Raw genomic sequence first — 21125 nt, 5'->3', positions numbered from 1 at the left:
CACCCTAGATTTTTGCGCCATGCCCTTCTTCCCGCTCTCCCAGTCTCTGCGCCGCCTCTGGGCGCTGGACACCTTTCCGTACAGCCTGCGCATCTTTATCGCGTTGAGCAGCACCATGGCCGCCTGCTGGATGCGCGACAGCATGGAGCTGGTGATGCCGCTGTTCCTGGGCACGATTGCCTGCGCACTGGCCGAGACCGACGACAACTGGCGCGGCCGGCTGCGCGCGCTGCTGGTGACGCTGCTGTGCTTTGCTTTGGCGGCGTTTGCGGTGCAGGCCCTGTTTCCGCACCCCTGGCTGTTTGTGCTGGGCATGGTGCTGTCGACCTTCTGCCTGACCATGCTGGGCGCCATCGGCCCGCGCTACCAGGCGATTGCCTATGGCACGCTGATTCTGTCGATCTACACCACCATCGGCATGGACCAGCGCGCCAACAGCGACCAGGCCTTCTGGCTGGAGCCGGTGCTGCTGCTGGGCGGCGCCACCTGGTACGGCCTGCTGTCGGTGCTGTGGAGCAGGCTGTTCACCCACCAGCCGGTGCAGCAGAACCTGGCCCAGCTGTACCGCGTGCTGGGCGGCTACCTGCAGCTGAAAGCCTCGCTGTTCGAGCCGGTGCGCGGCATCGACCAGGAGGTCAAGCGCCTGGCCCTGGCCCAGCGCAACGGCCAGGTGGTGACCGCGCTGAACGCCACCAAGGAAAGCATCTGGAGCCGCATGGAAGCCGTGCCCAGCCACCGCATGCAGCATTACCTGCAGCTGTACTTCATCGCCCAGGAGGTGCATGAGCGGGCCAGTTCCTCGCATTCGCCGTATACCGAGCTGACCGAGACCTTCTTCCACAGCGATGTGCTGTTCCGCTGCCAGCGCTTGCTGAAGCTGCAAGGCCATGCCTGCGAGCGGCTGGCCCGGGCGGTACTGCTGCGCGTGCCGGTGTTGCCCGAAACCGCCAGCGCCCAGGCGCTGCAAGACCTGCAGGACGCGCTGGCCCATCTAGAGTCGCTGCAGCGCCCCCAGTGGCAGCGCCTGCTGGCCACGTTGACGGCGCTGGCCAAGAACCTGGGCACGTTGCAGGCCCGGCTGGCCCGCGCCAGCCAGCCCATCGCCGACACCGAGCCGCAGGACCTGAGCCTGCTGGACCGCTCGCCGCAATCGCTGCGCGAGGCCTTCGACCGGGTCTGGCTGCAGCTCACGCCGTCGACACCGCTGTTTCGCCACGCCGTGCGGCTGGGCCTGGCGCTGGCCATTGGCTATGGCCTGCTGCACTGGATCCACGCGCGCCAAGGCTACTGGATTCTGCTGACCACGCTGTTCGTCTGCCAGCAGAGCTTTGGCGCGACGCGCCGGCGCATGGTGCAGCGGGTGGTGGGCACCATGGCCGGGCTGGTGGCGGGCTGGGCGTTGTTCCGGCTGTTCCCCAGCCCCTTGCTGCAGGCCATGTTCGCGGTGGCGGCCGGGGTGGTGTTCTTCGGCAACCGCACGCGCCATTACGCGCTGGCCACTGGCGCCATGACCCTGGTGGTGCTGCTGTGCTTCAACCAGATCGGCGACGGCTACGGCCTGATCGTGCCGCGCATGGTGGACACGCTGCTGGGCAGCCTGATCGCCGGGCTGGCGGTGTTCCTGATCCTGCCCGACTGGCAGGGCCGGCGCATGCACGAGGTGGCGGCCCGGCCGCTGGCCGCCTGCAGCAAATACCTGCGCGAAATCATGGCCCAGTACCACAGCGGCAAGCGCGACGACCTAGCCTACCGGCTGGCCCGGCGCAATGCGCACAACGCCGATGCGGCGCTGTCCACCGCCTTGTCCAACCTGTTCCAGGAGCCGGGCTTTCTGCAAGGCCGGGGCGACAGCGGCCTGCGCTTTCTGCTGCTGTCGCATACCTTGCTGAACTACCTGTCGGCCCTGGGTGCGCACCGCGAGGCCTTGCTGGACCCGGCAGAAGATGCGGCCACGGCCCAGACCGCCGAGCTGATGGCCAGCGCGCTGGAACAGCTGGCGCGCAGCCTGGCCCAGCGCCAGCCGGTGCCGCCGGCCAGCGCGGACGAGCGGGCGCTGGTGGCGGCGCTGGAGGCCGAAACACCGGGTACGGATGCGGCCCACCAGGTGGTGCAGACCCAGCTGGCGCTGATCGGCCAGCTGCTGCCGCCGCTGCGGGTACAGGCCGAAAAGCTGCTGGGACTGGACCCTGCGGCAGCGGCATGAAACCGCTTTGTTCATTTAATGCATTTTTTGCATAGATTGGTTTGAAGCTGGCCTTGGACAGACGCGCTGAGGGCTTCTAAGCTTGCGGCTTCCAACTTCAATTAGGGAATTAAACCTATGGCTACCACCGCGCCTACAGCCCATGCGCTGCCCTCTTACCTCAATCCCGACCACGTAGGCCCCTGGGGTATTTTTCTCCAGCAGGTAGACCGGGTCGAACCTTATCTGGGCAATCTGGCCCGCTGGGTGGAAACCCTGAAGCGCCCCAAGCGCATCCTGGTGGTCGACGTGCCCATCCACCTGGACGACGGCACGGTACGCCACTTTGAAGGCTACCGCGTGCAGCACAACACCTCGCGCGGCCCGGGCAAGGGCGGCGTGCGCTTCCACCAGGACGTGACCCTGTCCGAAGTGATGGCGCTGTCGGCCTGGATGTCGATCAAGAACGCGGCGGTGAACGTGCCCTACGGCGGCGCCAAGGGCGGTATCCGCGTCGACCCCAAGACCTTGTCGCGCGGCGAGCTGGAGCGCATGACGCGCCGCTACACCAGCGAGATCGGCATCATCATCGGCCCGAACAAGGACATTCCGGCGCCCGACGTGAACACCAACGAGCAGATCATGGCCTGGATGATGGATACCTATTCCATGAACCAGGGCTCGACGGCCACCGGCGTGGTCACCGGCAAGCCTGTGGATCTGGGCGGTTCGCTGGGCCGGCGTGAAGCCACGGGCCGCGGCGTCTACACCGTGGGTGTGGAAGCCGCCAAGCACATCGGGCTGGACATCTCCACCGCCCGCGTCGCCGTGCAAGGCTTTGGCAATGTGGGTGGCGTGGCCGGCAAGCTGTTTGCCGAAGCCGGCGCCCGCGTGGTGGCGGTGCAAGACCATGGCGGCACCATCTACCGCGAAGCCGGGCTGGACGTGCCTTCCCTGCTCAAGCATGTGCAGGCCACGGGCAGCGTGGGCGGCTTTGACGGCGCCGAAGTCATCAGCAACGACAAATTCTGGGAAGTGCCTTGCGACATCCTGATCCCTGCAGCCTTGGAGCAGCAAATCACGGCGGCGAACGCCGGCCGCATCCAGGCCCGCATGGTGATCGAAGGCGCAAACGGCCCGACCACCCCCGAGGCCGACGACATCCTGCATGAACGCAACATCCTGGTGCTGCCCGATGTGATCGCCAATGCGGGCGGCGTGACGGTCAGCTACTTTGAGTGGGTGCAGGACTTCTCTAGCTTCTTCTGGGACGAAGACGAGATCAATGCACGCCTGGTGCGCATCATGAAAGAAGCGTTCTCTGCCGTCTGGCTGGTCGCGCAGGACAACAAGGTGAGCCTGCGCACCGCAACCTTCATCGTGGCCTGCAAACGGATTCTGCATACGCGCGAACTGCGCGGACTGTATCCCTGAGATTGGTACCCCCCCAGGCTGCAGTGCTATGCACGTTTCGCCCCCCTTGCAGGGGGCGATACCTGCAGCCCGGCAAAGCCGGTTCTGCGGTATCTCTGGAAGGGGAATCATTGCGCCGGTTTAGGGCCTTTTAGGCCGCTGGCGCTTATTTAGCATGCGGTAGCAGCTATTAAATATATAGCGCCGCTAATTTTTACTGCAGAGGGCGTTTGAGGGCCGCAGGAATAGGCAGGGGCAGCACATCTATACCCTCATCCAACAAGGCTTCGGTTTCTTCGGCCGTGGCCTCGCCCCGGATGTTGCGCTCCTTGCGCTCGCCGTAGTGGATCTTGCGCGCCTCTTCGGCGAACTGGCTGCCCACGTCTTCGGTGTTGGCGATCACATGGCGCACCATCTTCATCCAGGCGGCTTGCATATCGGGATCTGCCGGCGCTGCCGTTGCTGTTGCAGGCACACGGCTCGGTTCGGTTGGCGCAGCAGGTGCATCGGCCACGGCGGGTTGCACTGCGCCCAGATTCAAGCGCGGCGCGCTGAGCATCTTGGAAATATGGGTGTCGCCGCACATCGGGCATTCCACCAGGCCGCGGCCCAGCTGGCTCTGGAAATCATCTTCCGAGCCAAACCAGCCCTCGAACCGGTGCTGGTGTGCGCATTGGAGATCCAGAACCTTCATGGGCCGATTATCCCGCGGCTGCGTGGGTGGCTGCTGGTTGCCAGTCCAATGTCCATGCGCCGCTTGCCAGGTTTTGCAACCACAGAGCGGCGCTCAGCGTCTTGCCGTCGGTGACCTGACCGTCGCGGCACCAGAGCAGCAACTCGGGCAAGCTGGCGGTGAATACATCCAGAAACTCGCCCGCATCCAGGCGGCGCTCGCCCAGGCTGAGTCCACGCGCAAACCAGATCTCGATGAATTCGGTGGAATAGGCAATCACCGGGTGCAGCACGCCGGCGCGGGCCCACTCGGTGGCGGAATAGCCGGTTTCTTCCAGCAGCTCGCGCTGGGCGCAGGCAAACGTGGATTCACCTGCATCCAGCTTGCCGGCCGGAAACTCGACCATCACCTGCTGCAGCGGATAGCGGTACTGCCGCTCCATGACCAGTCGGCCATCGTCCAGCATGGGCACGACCATCACCGCACCCGGATGCTGCACATATTCGCGGGTCGCCATGCTGCCGTCGGGGAGTTGCACGGTATCGCGGAAGGCATGCAAAAAGCTGCCCTTGAGCAGCTCGGCGCTGTCCACTTTGCGTTCAATCAGGTGCTGGTCTTGGATGTGCATGGTGGGCGATGAGAAAAGACAAACGGGCTTGTCGCCCAAGCCAAGCCCGCAGCCGCTAGCTACGCTGCTTGAGCAGGTAGCGGACTACAAAGCCAGGGAATGCCAGGGTAATGAACAAGGTGCCGGTGATGGCATAGAACTCCCAGCCCTGGGGCGCGATCTGGCCAGCATGCTTTTCCAGCAGCAGGCCGAGGCCGCCTACGGCAAAGTAGTACACCACCAGCTCCAGCAGACGCCAAGCCAGCGATTTGGACTGCGACAAGGGCCAGACGGCAAACAACCGACTGCTCAGAAATGGCAGGTTGGCGGCGCATACCGCCACCAACAGGAGCAGGAATACGGAAACAGTCTGCGTCACTGAAGCACTGCCCTTGCAGGCATCAGGTACCCAGCGTCAAAACAATGGCGCGCGCGCAGAGGGTCATCAAACCGCCGGGCACAATGCCCAGGATCAAGACCAGGGCGCCATTGACAGTCAACACAGCCCGCACATCCAGCGGCGCAGACACGGTGCTGACGGTGATGGGCGCATCGAAGTACATGACCTTGACCACGCGCAGGTAGTAGAAGGCGCCAATCAGCGACATCACCACCGCGAATATCGCCAACGCGATGTAGCCGGTATAGCCCGAGGCGATCAGCGCCTGCAGCACCGACAGCTTGGCGTAGAAGCCGACCATGGGCGGAATACCGGCCATGGAGAACAGGCAGACGGCCATGACCGCTGCGTACAGCGGGCTGCGCTCGTTCAGGCCGGCCAGATCAGAGATCTCTTCGCTTTCAAAGCCTTCGCGGGCCAGCAGCAAGATCACACCGAAGCCTGCCAAGGTGGTGAGCACATAGGTGATCACATAGAACATTGACGAGCTGTAGGCATTGGCGGCCGACAAAGTGTTGCCGTTGACCACACCCGACAGCAGGCCCAGCAAGACAAACCCCATCTGGGAAATTGTCGAATAGGCCAGCATACGCTTCAAATTGGTTTGCGCCACAGCGGCCAGGTTACCGATCAGCAGCGAGCCAATCGACAGCACCACCAGCATTTGCTGCCAATCAATAGCCAGGGGCAGCATGCCCTCGACCAGCAAGCGGATGGTGATGGCAAAGGCCGCCAGCTTGGGCGCACCACCGATCATCAGGGTCACCGCGGTAGGAGCACCTTGGTAGACGTCTGGAATCCACATATGGAACGGCACCACGCCCAATTTGAATGCCAAGCCGGCCACCACAAACACCAAGCCGAATACCAGCACCTGGTGCTTGACCTGGCCCGAAGCGATGACCTTGAACACCTGGCCGACTTCTAGCGTGCCGGTAGCACCGTAGAGCATGGACAAGCCATACAGCAAGAAGCCCGAAGCCAAGGCGCCCAGCACAAAGTACTTCATTGCGGCTTCGCTGGCCGTCGCATTGTCGCGGCGCAAAGCCACCAGCGCGTAGCTGGACAGCGTTAACAGCTCCAGCCCCATGTAGATGACCAGGAAGTTATTGCCCGAAATCATCACCGACATGCCCAACAGCGCAAACAGGCTGAGGGTGAACATCTCGCCGCCCTGCAGCATGCCGCGGTCGCCCGCGTAGGGGCGACCGTACACCAAGGTCACCATGACCGAGATGGTGGCAAAACACTTCAGCCAGTTACCCATGGGGTCGCTGACAACCATGTTGCCAAAGCCGTACAAAGTGGTATTGCCGTTTGCGTAAAGGCCTTGCAGGAAGGCGACCACGCCCAGGGTCAGAAGCGTCAAGGCATAAGTGCCTGTGCGGCGAGGACTTTTCACGGCCAGATCTACCAGTGCAATGATGCAAGCCATCGCCAACAGGACGATTTCTGGGTAGACCGTGATCCAACTGATTGTGTCAATCATCTTATCGTTCTCAATTCAGTGGGTCAGTTCAGCTTGGAAACTGCAACATGCTTGATTAAATCGGCCACCGAAGCGTCCATTACGTCGGTGAAAGGCTTGGGGTAGAGGCCCATGGCGAGTACGGCGATCGCCAGCAGCAGCAACATCAAAAATTCGCGGGCATTGATGTCCTTCAACTCTTTCACGTCGTCGTTGGCCACCGGCCCCAGATAGACGCGCTTGAACATCCACAAGGTGTAAGCCGCGCCAAAAATCAAGGCCGTGGCGGATGCAAAACCAATCCAGAAGTTGAATTTAACCGCGCCCAGAATCACCATCCACTCGCCCACAAAACCTGCGGTACCCGGCAAGCCGCAATTGGCCATGGCAAACAGCAAGGCAAATGCAGCGAACTTGGGCATGGTGTTAATCACGCCGCCATAGCTGGCGATCTCACGCGAGTGCACGCGGTCGTACAACACACCAATCGACAAGAACATCGCGGCGGAGACAAAACCGTGGGCAATCATCTGCACGATACCGCCGGAAATCCCGAGGTCGTTGAAGATGAAGAAACCCAGGGTCACGAAACCCATGTGGGCGACGGAAGAATACGCCACTAACTTCTTCATGTCTTCCTGGACCATCGCGACCAGACCGACATACACCACCGCGGTCAGCGACAGCGCAATCATCAGCCAAGCCCATTCGTGGGCGGCATCGGGTGCAATGGGCAAAGAAAAGCGCAGAAAACCGTAAGCACCGAGCTTGAGCATGATCGCGGCCAGCACAGCGGAGCCGCCCGTAGGCGCCTCGACGTGCACATCCGGCAACCAGGTATGCACCGGCCACATCGGAACCTTGACTGCAAATGCCGCCAAGAAAGCGAAAAACAGCAGGGTCTGGGTAGGGCCGTCCAAAGGCAGCTGCTGCCAGGTGGCGATATCAAAACTGCCGCCCGACTTGGCATACAAGAAGATCAAAGCAACCAGCATCAGCAACGAGCCGAGCAAGGTATACAGAAAGAACTTGAACGCCGCGTAAATCTTGTTCGGACCACCCCAAATACCGATGATCAGGTACATCGGTATTAAGGTAGCTTCGAAGAACACGTAGAACAAGATGCCGTCCAGCGCGCAGAACACTCCGATCATCAAGCCGCTGAGGATCAAAAATGCGCCCATGTACTGGTTCACACGGCTGGTGATCGATTCCCAGCTAGCAATCACAACGATCACGTTGATGAAGGCCGTGAGGATTACGAACCACACCGAAATGCCGTCCACGCCAAGGTGGTAATTGACATTGAAGCGTTCAATCCAGCTGGTATTTTCTACAAACTGCATCGCCGAAGTTCCAAGCTGGAAGCCACGGTATAGCGGCAAAGTCACCAGCAGACTGACCACAGAACCAATCAAGGCGATCCAGCGGACCGCCCCTGCCTGCTCATCACGGCCTAAGGCCAAAAGTACAACGCCAAAGAATATCGGTATCCAGATGGCAAGGCTCAACAATCCCATTTTTCTTATTCCTCTACTTGTTGAGCCAAACGAAATACGTCATCAGCACAAAAATACCCACAATCATGGCCAAGGCATAGTGGTAAATGAAACCGGTCTGAACCCAACGCACTGCGCCGGAAATCCAACCCACGATTTTCCATGAGCCATTCACGACAGCACCGTCAATAATGGCGCGGTCACCGATTTGCCAAAGACCTGTACCCAAACCGCGTGCACCACGCGCCAAGACGTTTTCATTGAACCAATCGAGGTAGTACTTGTTTTCCAGCAAGGTGTAGATGGGCTGGCACGCGCGCTTGATCGCAGCAGGCAGCGCGGGATTGACCATGTACATGTAGTAGGCCGTGAGCACACCCGCCAGCGCCAAGATAAACGGCGCGGTCGTCAACGCATGGATGGCCATTTGCAGAGGTCCATGGAATGCGTGCGCAAGCTCTTCCATCGCGCCGTGCTTCTCATGGTCCACAAAAATTGCACCCTTGAAGAACTCGCCATACAGCATGGGTTCAATCGTCAGGAAACCCAATACCACCGACGGGATAGCCAGCAAGACCAAAGGCAGGGTCACCACCCAAGGTGACTCATGGGGCTTACCGTCACCATGGTGTCCGTGGTCATCATGGTGGTGATCGTCATGGTGGGCATCCGGATTCTGGTCGAACCGCTCCTTGCCGTGGAAGACCAGGAAGTACAAGCGGAACGAATAAAAGGCCGTCACAAAGACACCTGCCAACACGGCGAAGGATGCAAAACCGGCACCTGGCAGATGGCTCTCATGCACCGCCTCAATGATGCTGTCCTTGGAGTAAAAACCCGAAAACAACGGCGTACCGATCAAAGCCAAGGAGCCCAGCAACGAAGTGATCCAGGTAATCGGCATGTACTTGCGCAGACCACCCATCCAGCGGATGTCCTGGTTGTGGTGTACGCCCATGATCACGGAGCCCGCCGCTAGGAACAACAGCGCTTTGAAGAACGCATGCGTCATCAAATGGAACACCGCGACCGAATACGCCGAGGCACCCAAGGCCACCGTCATGTAACCCAACTGGGACAGAGTGGAATACGCGACCACGCGCTTGATGTCGTTCTGGATGATGCCCAGGAAGCCCATGAAGAGCGCGGTAATCGCACCAATCACCATGACGAAGTTGAGTGCGGTCTCACTGAGTTCAAACAGTGGCGACATGCGCGCAACCATGAAAATCCCAGCCGTCACCATGGTGGCTGCGTGGATCAGTGCGGAAATGGGTGTTGGGCCTTCCATCGAGTCCGGCAACCAAACATGCAGAGGGAACTGGGCTGACTTACCCATCGCACCGATGAACAGGCAAATGCACACCACGGTTACCAGCATCCAGTCAGTGCCTGGGAATGCCAGTTTGCTGAGGTCGTCGGCCTTGGCGAAAGCTTCAGCATAGTTCAGCGTACCTGCATATGCTGCAATCAAACCAATGCCCAAGATGAAACCGAAGTCACCGACACGGTTAACCAGGAAGGCCTTCATATTGGCGAAGATGGCCGTAGGACGGTTGAACCAGAAGCCGATCAATAAATAGGAGACCAAGCCAACAGCTTCCCAGCCAAAAAACAGCTGCAGCATGTTGTTGCTCATCACCAGCATCAACATCGAGAAAGTAAACAGGGAAATATAGGCAAAGAAACGGTTATAGCCGTCGTCCTCTTCCATATAGCCGATGGTGTAGATGTGCACCATCAGCGACACGAAGGTCACGACGCACATCATCATGGCGGTCAAGCCATCGATGAGGAAGCCGACCTCCATGCGCAAGCCGCCAACCACCATCCAGGTATAAAGGGTTTCGTTGAAACGCGCGCCATCCAGCACGACGCTCTTCAGCGTCATGGCCGACAAAATGAAGGCGACAAAAACACCCAGAATCGTGAGGCTATGGCTTGCGCGCCGACCGATGAGGTTGCCACCGAAGGCGGTTCCCAGAACACCCGCCAACAAGGCGCCTGCCAAAGGTGCCAGCGGTACCGCCAGCAAAGTAGAAGCTGTAAGGGTTTGACTCATTTTTATTAACCCTTGAGCGTATTGAGTTCATCCACATTGATGCTGGACTTGTTACGGAACAGGAGCACCAAGATAGCCAGACCAATTGCGGATTCGGCTGCAGCCACGGTCAAGATAAAGAACACAAAAATCTGACCATGCATGTCATTCAGGTAATACGAGAACGCTACGAAATTCATATTGACCGCCAACAGCATGAGCTCGATGGCCATCAGCAACACGATGAGGTTTTTACGGTTCAGAAAAATACCAATTACCGACAGAGCAAACAAAATCGCCCCCAGTGATAGAAAGTGTCCTAGCGTTAACGTCATGCTTTTTTCTCCACACCTGCAGCAGCAGCCACCTCTTCCACTGCGGGCTGGGTTACCTTCATCTTGATGATTTCCACGCGGTCCCGTGCCCTGACCCGCACCTGTTCGGATGGGTTGGTGTGTTTGCTATCTTTGCGCTGGCGCAAAGTCAAAGCGATCGCAGCCACGATGGCCACCAACAAAATCACAGCCGCAATTTCCAGCGGATACAGGTATTCGGTATACAGCAGCTTGCCCAATTCCTTGGTATTGGAAATCTGGGCACCGATAGGGGCCGCACCAGCCAAATTGCGCGACTCTTCACTGACCCGGAATCCACCCATCAGAACGGCAGCCATCTCAAGAGCGATCAAAGCACCTACAGCTGCGGCAAAGGGGAAATGCTTCCAAAAACCCTGGCGCATAGAGTCGATGTTGATATCCAACATCATCACCACAAACAGGAAAAGCACCATCACCGCGCCGACATACACCAGCACCAGGGCAATAGCCAGGAACTCTGCTTTGAGCAAAATCCAGATAGCTGCCGCCTGGAAGAACGCAAGCACCAAATATAGCGCTGCGTATACCGGGTTACGCGAGGTAATGACCCGAAATCCTGCAAACAGCAGAACTGTTGCAAAAAGATAAAAAAGGCCGGTTTTAACGTCCATGGATCAATTCTTGTTATAGGGGGTCGGGGGCTGTAAACAGTCGCACTTAACGGTACTTCGCATCTGCAGCACGGGCTGCGGCGATGTCTTTCTCGTACCGATCGCCAACTGCCAACAACATGTCTTTGGTGAAGTACAGATCGCCGCGCTTTTCACCGTGGTACTCGAAAACATGGGTTTCCACGATGGAATCGACCGGGCAGCTTTCTTCGCAAAATCCGCAAAAAATGCATTTGGTCAAATCGATGTCATAGCGGCTGGTACGGCGTGAACCGTCTGCACGCACGTCAGACTCAATCGTGATGGCCATGGCCGGGCAAACTGCTTCACACAGTTTGCAGGCGATGCAACGCTCTTCGCCATTCTCGTAGCGGCGCAAAGCATGCAGGCCACGAAAACGTGGCGAGATCGGTGTTTTCTCTTCCGGGAACTGTACCGTGATCTTGCGTCGGAAAGCATGCTTACCGGTAAGCGCCAAGCCCTTGAAAAGCTCCGCCAACATAAAGCTGGACAAGAAGTCTTTGAGCGAAAAGGCTGGAGAAGCCAATGTGGACATAAACGACTTTCCTTACTTCCAGATATTAAAAGGTGTTTGCATCCAAGCGCCCACCACGACCAGCCACACCAGGGTGACCGGTATGAAGATCTTCCAGCCCAAACGCATGATCTGGTCGTAACGGAAGCGAGGAAAACTAGCCCGAACCCACAAGAACATGGTCACAACAGCAAAGGTCTTGATGCCCAACCAGATCCAGCCCGGCACCCAGTTGAACAGCACGCTGTCAATCGGAGAAAGCCATCCACCCAAAAACATGATCACGGTCAAGATGGAGACCAGCCACATATTCGCGTACTCGGCCAAGAAGAACATGGCGAAACTCATGCCTGAATACTCAACCATGTGGCCGGCAACAATTTCCGACTCCCCTTCCACCACGTCAAACGGATGGCGGTTGGTTTCTGCCAGACCAGAGATGAAGTACACCAGAAATACCGGCAACAAAGGCAACCAATTCCAAGACAAGAAGGTCAAGCCCTTTTCAGCAAACATGCCTTTGGCCTGCCCCATGACAATATCCGTCATGTTGAGACTGGCAGAAACCATCAGCACGATCACCAGGCAAAAGCCCATGGCGATTTCGTAGCTCACCATCTGGGCCGACGCCCGCAATGCACCCAGAAACGCATACTTCGAGTTGGACGCCCAACCGGCGATGATCACGCCGTAGACTTCCAAAGAAGTGATCGCCATCAAGAACAGCAGACCTGCATTGATGTTCGACAACGCAATTTCAGGTCCAAACGGCACTACCGCCCATGCAGCCAAGGCCGGCATGATGGTCATGATGGGGCCAAGAAAAAACAGTCCCTTATTGGCTACGGTGGGAAGAATAATTTCCTTCGTCAACAGCTTCAGGGCATCTGCAATAGGCTGCAACAAACCCAAAGGGCCTACACGGTTTGGACCAATGCGAATCTGGGTCCAACCAATGGCCTTGCGCTCCCACAGCGTGAGGTAGGCGACGCAACCCATGAGTGGCAAAAGTACCAGCACGATCTTGAGCAGAGTCCAGATGACAGGCCAAACACCGCCCGTCCACCAGCCAGCACCCACCAAACCCTGGCCAAAACCAAAAATAGTGTCAATCATGCGGCCACCTCTTGTGCAGCAACTGCATTGCGCGCATCTGCCGTCAACTGCAAAGACGTTGCACGGCGAACAATACCGTCCAGCTGGTACAGGCTAGCCACCACAGGGGCAGCCTTCTCGGTATGGGAAAGCTTGATACTTGTTTGTGTCAAATTGTTCAATTTGTCCGCAGCAACATGCGTTGCATCTTCCGAAAAACCGGAACGCAAAGAATTCAATACATCTTGAGAAGATTCGAACTCAAATCCAGGCAGGTCCAACAAGTTGGCCAACACACGCAGTACTTTCCAGGCAGGACGGGCATCCCCCAAAGGCCGTACCACCGCATGGAAACCCTGCACCCGCGCTTCCGCATTGACAAAAGTTCCAGAGGTCTCGGAGAACGGCGCGATCGGCAACAGCACATCGCTAAAAGCCATATTCGCCTTGAAGGGGCTCAAAGTAACCACCATCTCGGCCTTGCCCAAGGCTTGCGCTGCCTGGACACCAGCGGCCGAATCGAACACCGGTTCGTTGTTCAGCAACATCACCGCCTTCAGCGCACCAGACAACATCTGGGCCGCATCTAAGCCACCTGCGCCCGGCTGTGCACCAGCCAGTTGCGCACCGACCGTATTGGCGGCTTCGGTCAGATAACCGACCGTCGCACCGGTTTGCGCAGCAATCCAATTCGCAACTGCCAGCAAGCTAGACGCCTCGGCGTGGTGGGCTGCCGCATTGCCCAGCAAAATAGCCTTGCGTTCGCCACCCAACAGCGATTTAGCAATCGCTTTCGCTGCAGCAGTCGCTTCGCCAGCCACTGGAGCTGTAACAGCTTTATCCTCGGCGACTGCAGCCGCCACGTCGGCCAAGGCCTGCAGCCATTGGGTAGCTGGAACCTGCACAGAATGCACCACACCCAGAGCCCAGGCATCAGGCTTCGCCAGTTCCACTACAGAATTAATAGCACTCACCGCACAGCCCTTGCGCACCGCCTGCCGAATTCTTTGTGCAAACAAGGGATGGTCTTTACGCAAGTTCGAACCCACTACCAGCACGCGCTGCAATTGGCTTAACGACGCAATCGAGGTGCCCAAATAGCGTATGCCTTCAGCCGGCACAAACTCGGCATTGCGCAAACGGTAGTCGATGTTTTCGCTACCCAAACCACGCACTAGCGCTGCAGCAAGGGTTAGCTCTTCCAAGGTGCTGTGTGGACTGACCAAGGCGCCAATGCTCGCCGCACCGTGCTGCGTCTTGATCTGCTTCAGACCATTGGCTACGTATTCGAGCGCGCTTTGCCAATCGACCGTCTTCCATTCACCGCCCTGCTTGATCATGGGGCTGGTAAGACGCTCTTCACTGTTCAAGGCTTCGTAAGAAAAACGATCACGGTCGGCAATCCAGCATTCGTTCACCGCTTCATTCTCCAGCGGTACCACGCGCATGACCTTGTTGTTCTTGACCTGCACCACCAGATTCGCACCTGTAGAATCATGCGGGCTGACAGACTTGCGACGCGACAGCTCCCAAGTCCGCGCGCTGTAGCGGAATGGCTTGCTGGTCAATGCACCCACCGGGCAGATATCGATCATATTGCCGGACAACTCGGAGTCGATGGTCTCCCCGAGAACTGTCGTGATCTCGGAGTGTTCACCCCGGTGGATCATGCCGAGTTCCATCACGCCAGCCACTTCCTGGCCGAAGCGCACGCAGCGGGTGCAATGTATGCAGCGGCTCATTTCCTCCATGGAAACCAGCGGCCCTACATCCTTGTGAAACACAACCCGCTTCTCTTCCTCGTAACGGGAAGAGGAACCACCATAACCTACAGCCAAATCCTGCAACTGGCATTCACCGCCTTGGTCGCAAATCGGGCAGTCCAAAGGATGGTTGATCAGCAAGAACTCCATCACCGACTGCTGGGCCTTGATGGCCTTATCGCTCTTGGTGCGCACAATCATGCCTTGCGTCACAGGAGTGGCGCAGGCAGGCATGGGCTTGGGAGCCTTCTCCACATCAACCAAGCACATGCGGCAATTGGCCGCGATGCTCAGTTTCTTGTGATAGCAAAAATGGGGGATATACGTCCCCGCCTTTTCGGCCGCATGCATGATCATGCTGCCTTCTTGAATGTCGACCTTCTTGCCGTCGAGTTCGATTTCTACCATGTGGTCCTACCTCGATCAGGCGTGCGCCGCAGCCCGTGGATTTTTGTTCTGGATCAACGCCTCAAATTCAGGGCGGAAATGCTTGATCATGGCGCGCACCGGCATAGCCGCCGCGTCGCCGAGCGCACAGATGGTGCGCCCCTGGATGTTGTCGGCAACGGAATTGAGCAGATCCAGATCGGCTGGACGTCCCTGCCCGTTCCAGATGCGGTCGATGACACGCCACATCCATCCCGTACCTTCACGGCACGGGGTGCACTGCCCACAAGACTCGTGCGAATAGAAATACGACAGCCGCAGCAAACTCTCCACCATGCTGCGGGAGTCATCCATCACGATGACCGCTCCCGAGCCCAGCATGGAGCCGGCCTTGGCGATGGAGTCGTAATCCATCGTGCATTGCATCATGATGTCGGCAGGCAGCACGGGCGCAGAAGATCCGCCCGGAATCACCGCCTTGAGGGTGCGGCCGGTGCGAACGCCCCCAGCCAGCTCCAGCAACTTAGAGAAAGGCGTACCCATGGGAATCTCATAGTTACCCGGACGCTCGACATCGCCGCTTACCGAGTAAATCTTGGTGCCACCATTGTTGGGCTTGCCGCACTCCAGATAGGCAAGGCCGCCATTACGGATGATCCACGGCACAGCCGCAAAGGTCTCCGTATTGTTGATGGTCGTAGGCTTGCCGTACAGACCGAAGCTAGCCGGGAATGGAGGCTTGAAGCGGGGTTGGCCCTTTTTACCTTCCAGTGACTCCAGCAAAGCCGTTTCTTCACCGCAGATGTATGCGCCAAAACCATGGGATGCGTGCAACTGGAACGAGTAATTGCTGCCCAGGATGTTGTTGCCCAGCAAACCGGCAGCGCGCGCTTCTTCCAGGGCTTCTTCAAACCGCTCATAGGTACCGAAGATTTCGCCGTGGATGTAGTTGTAGCCCACCGAGATACCCATGGCATATGCCGCAATCGCCATACCCTCAATCACGATATGCGGGTTGTACTGCATGATGTCGCGGTCTTTGCAAGTACCCGGTTCGCCTTCATCAGAATTGCAAACCAGGTACTTCTGCCCCGGAAACTGGCGCGGCATGAAGCTCCACTTCAGGCCAGTCGGAAAGCCCGCACCGCCTCGTCCACGCAAGGCAGACTCCTTGACGGTCGCGATGACCTGGTCCTGCGTCATGCCCTCGCCGCCATCCTGGCCGAGGATCTTGCGCAAGGCTTGGTAACCGCCGCGCGCTTCGTAAGATTTCAGATTCCAGTTGGTTCCATCCAGGCCCGCCAAGATCTGCGGATTGATGTGCCGGTCATGGAAACAGGTTTGGACACCGGTCGCCTTGAACTGCGACAGAATTTGCTCTGCAGACATTATTTGACCTCCGCAGATGCAACACTGGATGCACGCAAACCATCCACCAACTGGTCTAGTTTGTCGTTGCTCATGAAACTGCACATGGTGCGGTCATTCACCAGCATCACTGGCGAGTCGGCACAAGCCCCCAGGCATTCACTTTGCTGCAAAGTGAACAAGCCGTCTGGCGTGGTCTCGTTCATCGAGATACCCAGCTTGTGTTCGAGATGCTTCAGCGCTTTGGCGCCATCACGCAACTGGCATGGCAAATTGGTACAGACGTTGAGTTTGAAGCGCCCGGTCGGTGCCTGGTTGTACATGTTGTAGAAGGTGGTCACTTCGTGCACGGCGATGGGCGGCATGCCCAGGTACTCCGCAACGACGTTTTCACTTTCTGCACTGACGTAGCCCAACTCTTGCTGGACGATGGACAAACATGCCATCACGGCCGACTGCTTCTGGTCGGCCGGAAATTTTGCGACTTCGCGCGCAAAACGGGATTTGGTGGATTCAGAAATCATGCTTGCATTACCGGTCAATTTCACCAAACACGATGTCCATCGTGCCGATAACAGCGACAGCGTCCGCGATCATATGACCGCGTGACAATTCATCCATTGCAGCCAAATGGGCAAAACCTGGCGCGCGGATTTTCAGTCGATAAGGCTTGTTCGCACCATCGCTGACCAGATAGATGCCGAACTCACCCTTGGGGTGCTCCACAGCCGCATAAGCCTCGCCCAGAGGCACGTGGAAGCCTTCGGTGAAAAGCTTGAAATGGTGGATCAGCTCCTCCATATTGGCCTTCATGGATTCACGTGCCGGCGCCGCCACTTTGTGGTTGTCGGTGATCACAGGACCCGGATTGACGCGCAACCAGTCTACGCACTGCTTGATGATGCGATTGGACTCGCGCATCTCTTGCACGCGCACCAAGTAACGGTCATAGCAGTCACCGGTCTTACCTACAGGAATATCGAAATCCATCTTGTCATAGGCATCGTAGGGCTGCTTCTTGCGCAAATCCCAGGCCACACCGGAGCCCCGCAACATGGGGCCGGTAAAGCCCAGATTCAGAGCCCGCTCTGGCGTCACCACGGCGATGCCCACAGTACGCTGCTTCCAGATACGGTTCTCTGTCAGCAGAGTTTCATATTCATCCACGCATTTAGGGAAACGGCTGCTGAAATCGTCGATGAAGTCCAACAGGCTTCCTTGCCGGTTTTCGTTCAACTGCGCCATGGCCTTGGCATTCTTGATCCGGCTTGCCTTGTACTGGGGCATGGTATCCGGCAGATCGCGGTACACGCCACCTGGACGGAAGTAAGCCGCATGCATGCGTGCACCACTGACGGCCTCGTACATGTCAAACAGATCTTCGCGTTCGCGGAAGCAGTAAATCAGCACATTCATGGCGCCGCAATCCAGCCCATGCGCCCCCAACCACAGCAGGTGGTTCAGCAAACGGGTGATTTCCGCAAACATGACACGGATGTACTGCGCACGCACGGGCACATCGATGCCCATCATCTTCTCGATTGCCAAGCAATACGCCTGCTCATTGGCCATCATCGACACATAGTCGAGACGGTCCATATAAGGCAGTGACTGGATAAAGGTCTTGGTTTCGGCCAGCTTCTCTGTCGCGCGGTGCAGCAAACCGATGTGCGGGTCTGCACGTTGGATCACTTCACCATCCAACTCCAGCACCAAACGCAAAACACCATGCGCAGCAGGGTGCTGAGGCCCAAAATTGAGCGTGTAATTTTTAATTTCAGCCATGAGCCGTACTGCGCTTAATGCAGCCCCCCGTAATTGTCTTCCCGGATGATTCTTGGCGTAATCTCGCGCGGCTCAATGGAAACCGGCTGGTACACGACGCGCTTTTGTTCTGGGTCGTAGCGCATCTCAACATGTCCCGAAGTTGGAAAATCCTTACGGAAAGGATGACCAATAAAACCGTAGTCGGTCAGAATGCGGCGCAAATCGTTGTGTCCTTCGAAGATGATGCCGAACAAGTCAAAAGCCTCGCGCTCGAACCAGTTGGCAGCATTCCAGACGTCGTTGATCGAATCCACAACAGGGAAACCATCGTCGGCACATAGCACCTTGAGGCGCACACGCTGGTTCAGACTGACGGACAGCAACTGCAGCACAACGCCGTAACGCGGACCTTCGTAAGCACCATCTTGGTACGACGAGTAATCCATGCCACACAGATCAATCAGCTGCTCGAACTTCAGCCCCGGTGCATCACGCAGCAGAGTGGCAACAGCTGAATAGTTATCAGCAGCAACCAATACCTCGACTTCACCCAATGCCACCTTGACATGGCGCACCTGGTCACCCAGTAGACTGAGGAGAGTCTCTCGCAAAGCTTCCGGCTGGACAGCAAATACAGTCATCTCAAGCCCTCGCAATCGTGTTGGTGCGGCGAATCTTTTGCTGCAACTGGATCACGCCGTACAGCAAGGCTTCTGCGGTCGGCGGGCAACCAGGTACATACACATCCACCGGCACGATGCGGTCGCAGCCGCGAACCACCGAATAGCTGTAGTGGTAGTAGCCACCACCATTGGCGCATGACCCCATGGAAAGAACCCAGCGTGGCTCCGGCATCTGGTCATAGACCTTGCGCAGAGCAGGCGCCATCTTGTTGCACAGCGTGCCGGCCACAATCATCAAATCACTCTGACGCGGGCTAGGACGGAACAACATACCAAAGCGGTCTATGTCGTAACGGGCGGCACCAGCGTGCATCATTTCGACCGCGCAACAAGCCAAGCCAAAAGTCATCGGCCACAGCGAGCCGGTTTTTGCCCAATTCACCACCGAGTCGTATGACGTAGTGACGAACCCTTCTTTCATGACACCTTCAATCATCGCATTACTCCCAATCGAGGGCGCCTTTTTTCCACTCGTAGACAAAGCCCACGACCAGAATACCCAGAAAAATCATGACCGCCCAAAAACCAACCACACCGACCTCCTTGAGCGCTACGGCCCAGGGAAACAGGAAAGCGATTTCCAAGTCAAACAAGATAAACAAAATAGCCACGAGGTAGTAGCGCACATCGAATTTCATGCGCGCATCCTCGAAGGCTTCAAAGCCGCATTCGTAGGGAGAGTTTTTGGCGCTGTCAGGGCGGTTGGGGCCAAAAATATAGCCGAGCACCTGGGGTGCCACACCGACACCCACGCCGACCAGGATGAACAAAAGGACGGGGAGGTACTGGTCGAGGTTCATCTTGAGGTTCTGATCACCGCTAGAACCTGCCGAACGCGTGTTCGACAGGTTTTTATGTTGGTGCCGTCGGCGAGACTCGAACTCGCACAGCTTTCGCCACTACCCCCTCAAGATAGCGTGTCTACCAATTTCACCACGACGGCGGTTTTTCTGTACAGATGGCATGAGGAACCTTGCGGCTATGTGGCTTTCTGTACAGACATAGAGTTTACCCGAAACACCCCCAATTTCTGGAGGCGAAACGGAAATTCAGCACAGATTATTTGGTCGGAATCTGGCCTGCGCCCGAAGCCGCAACCGCAGGTGCAACCGGCGCTGGGGCGGCGCCAGAGGCTGCCAGCTCGGGGGCAGGTGCGCTGCTCGCAGCTCGCTCCAGCACACTGCCCGAACTGGTCGGACGTGCACTATTGAAATACGCCAGAGCCAAGGTGCAAACGAAAAACACAGCCGCTAATACACCGGTGGTACGCGACAGGAAGTTGGCACTGCCACTGGCACCAAACAGGCTGCCAGAGCTACCACTGCCAAAGGCCGCACCCATGTCAGCACCCTTGCCGTGCTGGACCAAAATCAGGCCAATCATGCCGATAGCGGCAAGCATCTGAACAGCCAGAAGAATGGTCAATAAAAAATTCATCTCAATACTCCTAAATCTAACGCACGAATGTTGAACAAGCACGACCCACGCCGCTGGCGCAGGTGCAAATAACTATTGGGCTGCAGCAATGATGGCCAGGAAGTCAGCCGCCTTCAACGCAGCCCCACCTACCAAACCACCATCAATATCAGGCTGGGCCAGAAGCTGCGCGGCATTGGCGGCGTTCATGCTGCCACCGTAGAGAATCTGGATGCGATCCGACTGGTTGCTGGCCGCATGCAGCTGTGCACGCAGCAAAGCATGCACCTGCTGGGCCTGCTCAGGCGTAGCGGTTTTACCCGTCCCTATCGCCCACACTGGCTCATAGGCCAGCACAATTTCGCTGATGCAGTGGCCATTGGTATGGACCACGGCGGCCAGTTGGCGCTTTACTACTTCTTCGGTATGGCCGGCTTCACGCTCGGCCAAGGTTTCACCTACACAGACGATGGGCGTAATGCCATTCGCCAGAGCAGCCTGGGTTTTAGCCGCCACAACCGCATCGGTTTCACCGTGGTAGAGCCGACGCTCCGAATGGCCAACGATGGCATAGCGCACGCCAAATTCTTTCAGCATGGCTGCAGACAGTTCACCCGTAAAGGCTCCCACGGCGTGCTGCGATACGTCTTGCGCTCCCAAATCAATAGCACTAGACGCAAGTAAATCCTGCGCCTGAGCCCAATATGGGGCAGGAACACAAACCGCGACACCACATGCCGGAGCACCCACACCAGCCAACAAAGCCTCGATCAAGGCCTGATTGGCAGCCAGGCTGCCATTCATCTTCCAGTTGCCGACAACCAGTTTCTTCTTCATAGA

21 protein-coding genes and 1 tRNA gene are annotated in these 21125 nt (G+C 57.6%); 2 read left to right on the top strand and 20 right to left on the bottom strand.

Annotated features, from left to right (window positions below; translation table 11 throughout):
• The first annotated feature begins 19 nt into the window (after positions 1-19).
• Both yccS and J2X19_RS05105 read left to right on the top strand, forming a co-directional pair.
• Positions 20-2203 (top strand): YccS family putative transporter, encoded by a 2184-nt coding sequence (gene yccS / locus J2X19_RS05110; RefSeq protein WP_310371220.1) that lies wholly within the window; start codon positions 20-22, stop codon positions 2201-2203.
• A gap of 117 nt (positions 2204-2320) precedes the next feature.
• On the top strand, positions 2321-3616 hold the full coding sequence (locus J2X19_RS05105) for a Glu/Leu/Phe/Val family dehydrogenase (protein ID WP_116604489.1): 1296 nt from the start codon (positions 2321-2323) through the stop codon (positions 3614-3616).
• A gap of 193 nt (positions 3617-3809) precedes the next feature.
• Here J2X19_RS05105 and J2X19_RS05100 read toward each other — a convergent pair whose 3' ends face one another.
• From J2X19_RS05100 to tpiA, 20 genes are all read right to left on the bottom strand, one after another.
• Positions 3810-4289, bottom strand: coding sequence for a DUF1178 family protein (locus J2X19_RS05100; protein ID WP_310371217.1), 480 nt, complete (start codon positions 4287-4289; stop codon positions 3810-3812).
• A 7-nt stretch (positions 4290-4296) separates the two neighbouring features.
• Complete coding sequence (locus J2X19_RS05095; protein ID WP_310371216.1) at positions 4297-4896, bottom strand: NUDIX domain-containing protein; 600 nt, start codon at positions 4894-4896, stop codon at positions 4297-4299.
• A 55-nt stretch (positions 4897-4951) separates the two neighbouring features.
• Entirely contained in the window at positions 4952-5254 is a 303-nt protein-coding gene (locus J2X19_RS05090; RefSeq protein ID WP_116604492.1) for a DUF2818 family protein, read from the bottom strand.
• Positions 5255-5276: 22 nt separating this feature from the next.
• Entirely contained in the window at positions 5277-6764 is a 1488-nt protein-coding gene (gene nuoN, locus J2X19_RS05085; RefSeq protein ID WP_116604493.1) for an NADH-quinone oxidoreductase subunit NuoN, read from the bottom strand.
• Positions 6765-6787: 23 nt separating this feature from the next.
• The gene (locus J2X19_RS05080; RefSeq protein ID WP_116604494.1) at positions 6788-8263 is read right to left on the bottom strand and encodes an NADH-quinone oxidoreductase subunit M; all 1476 of its coding nucleotides are present in this window, start codon (positions 8261-8263) and stop codon (positions 6788-6790) included.
• Positions 8264-8276: 13 nt separating this feature from the next.
• Complete coding sequence (nuoL, locus tag J2X19_RS05075) at positions 8277-10304, bottom strand: NADH-quinone oxidoreductase subunit L (RefSeq protein ID WP_310371213.1); 2028 nt, start codon at positions 10302-10304, stop codon at positions 8277-8279.
• 5 nt (positions 10305-10309) lie between these two features.
• A complete protein-coding gene (nuoK, locus tag J2X19_RS05070) occupies positions 10310-10618 on the bottom strand; it encodes an NADH-quinone oxidoreductase subunit NuoK (RefSeq protein WP_092758808.1) in 309 nt (102 codons plus the stop codon).
• On the bottom strand, positions 10615-11271 hold the full coding sequence (locus J2X19_RS05065; RefSeq protein ID WP_310371211.1) for an NADH-quinone oxidoreductase subunit J: 657 nt from the start codon (positions 11269-11271) through the stop codon (positions 10615-10617). The genes nuoK and J2X19_RS05065 overlap by 4 nt, the downstream gene beginning before the upstream one ends.
• A 46-nt stretch (positions 11272-11317) precedes the next feature.
• A complete protein-coding gene (gene nuoI / locus J2X19_RS05060) occupies positions 11318-11827 on the bottom strand; it encodes an NADH-quinone oxidoreductase subunit NuoI (protein ID WP_092758812.1) in 510 nt (169 codons plus the stop codon).
• 12 nt (positions 11828-11839) lie between these two features.
• Positions 11840-12922, bottom strand: coding sequence for an NADH-quinone oxidoreductase subunit NuoH (gene nuoH, locus J2X19_RS05055; RefSeq protein ID WP_116604497.1), 1083 nt, complete (start codon positions 12920-12922; stop codon positions 11840-11842).
• Positions 12919-15072 carry an NADH-quinone oxidoreductase subunit NuoG gene (gene nuoG / locus J2X19_RS05050; RefSeq protein ID WP_310371208.1) on the bottom strand — a complete coding sequence of 718 codons (2154 nt, stop codon included), beginning with the start codon at positions 15070-15072 and terminating at the stop codon, positions 12919-12921. The genes nuoH and nuoG overlap by 4 nt, the downstream gene beginning before the upstream one ends.
• A gap of 15 nt (positions 15073-15087) precedes the next feature.
• A complete protein-coding gene (gene nuoF, locus J2X19_RS05045) occupies positions 15088-16443 on the bottom strand; it encodes an NADH-quinone oxidoreductase subunit NuoF (RefSeq protein WP_092759182.1) in 1356 nt (451 codons plus the stop codon).
• The gene (nuoE, locus tag J2X19_RS05040) at positions 16440-16943 is read right to left on the bottom strand and encodes an NADH-quinone oxidoreductase subunit NuoE (RefSeq protein WP_116604499.1); all 504 of its coding nucleotides are present in this window, start codon (positions 16941-16943) and stop codon (positions 16440-16442) included. The genes nuoF and nuoE overlap by 4 nt, the downstream gene beginning before the upstream one ends.
• Positions 16944-16950: 7 nt before the next feature.
• Positions 16951-18204 carry an NADH-quinone oxidoreductase subunit D gene (locus tag J2X19_RS05035; protein ID WP_116604500.1) on the bottom strand — a complete coding sequence of 418 codons (1254 nt, stop codon included), beginning with the start codon at positions 18202-18204 and terminating at the stop codon, positions 16951-16953.
• A gap of 14 nt (positions 18205-18218) precedes the next feature.
• Positions 18219-18827: an NADH-quinone oxidoreductase subunit C gene (locus J2X19_RS05030; protein WP_310371205.1), complete on the bottom strand. Its 609-nt coding sequence runs from the start codon at positions 18825-18827 to the stop codon at positions 18219-18221.
• A gap of 1 nt (position 18828) precedes the next feature.
• Positions 18829-19305, bottom strand: coding sequence for a NuoB/complex I 20 kDa subunit family protein (locus tag J2X19_RS05025; protein ID WP_092758824.1), 477 nt, complete (start codon positions 19303-19305; stop codon positions 18829-18831).
• Between the two features lie 4 nt (positions 19306-19309).
• A complete protein-coding gene (locus J2X19_RS05020; RefSeq protein ID WP_092758826.1) occupies positions 19310-19669 on the bottom strand; it encodes an NADH-quinone oxidoreductase subunit A in 360 nt (119 codons plus the stop codon).
• 58 nt (positions 19670-19727) lie between these two features.
• Positions 19728-19812 (bottom strand) — tRNA-Leu (locus J2X19_RS05015).
• A 116-nt stretch (positions 19813-19928) separates the two neighbouring features.
• Positions 19929-20306, bottom strand: a complete 378-nt coding sequence (gene secG, locus J2X19_RS05010) for a preprotein translocase subunit SecG (protein WP_116604502.1) — start codon at positions 20304-20306, stop codon at positions 19929-19931.
• 72 nt (positions 20307-20378) lie between these two features.
• Positions 20379-21122: a triose-phosphate isomerase gene (tpiA, locus tag J2X19_RS05005; RefSeq protein ID WP_310371201.1), complete on the bottom strand. Its 744-nt coding sequence runs from the start codon at positions 21120-21122 to the stop codon at positions 20379-20381.
• Positions 21123-21125 lie beyond the last annotated feature (3 nt).

This window comes from Rhodoferax ferrireducens, assembly GCF_031458075.1.
GTDB classification, from domain to species: Bacteria; Pseudomonadota; Gammaproteobacteria; order Burkholderiales; family Burkholderiaceae_C; genus Rhodoferax_B; species Rhodoferax_B ferrireducens_A.
This window is presented reverse-complemented; position numbering and strand designations above follow the sequence as displayed.

Excerpts from the sequence above, each read along its gene's own strand:
- nuoH (WP_116604497.1), bottom strand. The coding sequence starts at position 12,922 with ATGATTGACACTATTTTTGGTTTTGGCCAGGGTTTGGTGGGTGCTGGC.
- J2X19_RS05105 (WP_116604489.1), top strand. The coding sequence starts at position 2,321 with ATGGCTACCACCGCGCCTACAGCCCATGCGCTGCCCTCTTACCTCAAT.
- nuoK (WP_092758808.1), bottom strand. The coding sequence starts at position 10,618 with ATGACGTTAACGCTAGGACACTTTCTATCACTGGGGGCGATTTTGTTT.
- J2X19_RS05035 (WP_116604500.1), bottom strand. The coding sequence starts at position 18,204 with ATGGCTGAAATTAAAAATTACACGCTCAATTTTGGGCCTCAGCACCCT.
- J2X19_RS05065 (WP_310371211.1), bottom strand. The coding sequence starts at position 11,271 with ATGGACGTTAAAACCGGCCTTTTTTATCTTTTTGCAACAGTTCTGCTG.
- yccS (WP_310371220.1), top strand. The coding sequence starts at position 20 with ATGCCCTTCTTCCCGCTCTCCCAGTCTCTGCGCCGCCTCTGGGCGCTG.
- nuoE (WP_116604499.1), bottom strand. The coding sequence starts at position 16,943 with ATGATTTCTGAATCCACCAAATCCCGTTTTGCGCGCGAAGTCGCAAAA.
- J2X19_RS05095 (WP_310371216.1), bottom strand. The coding sequence starts at position 4,896 with ATGCACATCCAAGACCAGCACCTGATTGAACGCAAAGTGGACAGCGCC.
- J2X19_RS05030 (WP_310371205.1), bottom strand. The coding sequence starts at position 18,827 with ATGACTGTATTTGCTGTCCAGCCGGAAGCTTTGCGAGAGACTCTCCTC.
- nuoN (WP_116604493.1), bottom strand. The coding sequence starts at position 6,764 with ATGATTGACACAATCAGTTGGATCACGGTCTACCCAGAAATCGTCCTG.
- secG (WP_116604502.1), bottom strand. The coding sequence starts at position 20,306 with ATGAATTTTTTATTGACCATTCTTCTGGCTGTTCAGATGCTTGCCGCT.
- nuoI (WP_092758812.1), bottom strand. The coding sequence starts at position 11,827 with ATGTCCACATTGGCTTCTCCAGCCTTTTCGCTCAAAGACTTCTTGTCC.
- tpiA (WP_310371201.1), bottom strand. The coding sequence starts at position 21,122 with ATGAAGAAGAAACTGGTTGTCGGCAACTGGAAGATGAATGGCAGCCTG.
- J2X19_RS05025 (WP_092758824.1), bottom strand. The coding sequence starts at position 19,305 with ATGATTGAAGGTGTCATGAAAGAAGGGTTCGTCACTACGTCATACGAC.
- J2X19_RS05020 (WP_092758826.1), bottom strand. The coding sequence starts at position 19,669 with ATGAACCTCGACCAGTACCTCCCCGTCCTTTTGTTCATCCTGGTCGGC.
- J2X19_RS05100 (WP_310371217.1), bottom strand. The coding sequence starts at position 4,289 with ATGAAGGTTCTGGATCTCCAATGCGCACACCAGCACCGGTTCGAGGGC.
- J2X19_RS05080 (WP_116604494.1), bottom strand. The coding sequence starts at position 8,263 with ATGGGATTGTTGAGCCTTGCCATCTGGATACCGATATTCTTTGGCGTT.
- nuoG (WP_310371208.1), bottom strand. The coding sequence starts at position 15,072 with ATGGTAGAAATCGAACTCGACGGCAAGAAGGTCGACATTCAAGAAGGC.
- nuoL (WP_310371213.1), bottom strand. The coding sequence starts at position 10,304 with ATGAGTCAAACCCTTACAGCTTCTACTTTGCTGGCGGTACCGCTGGCA.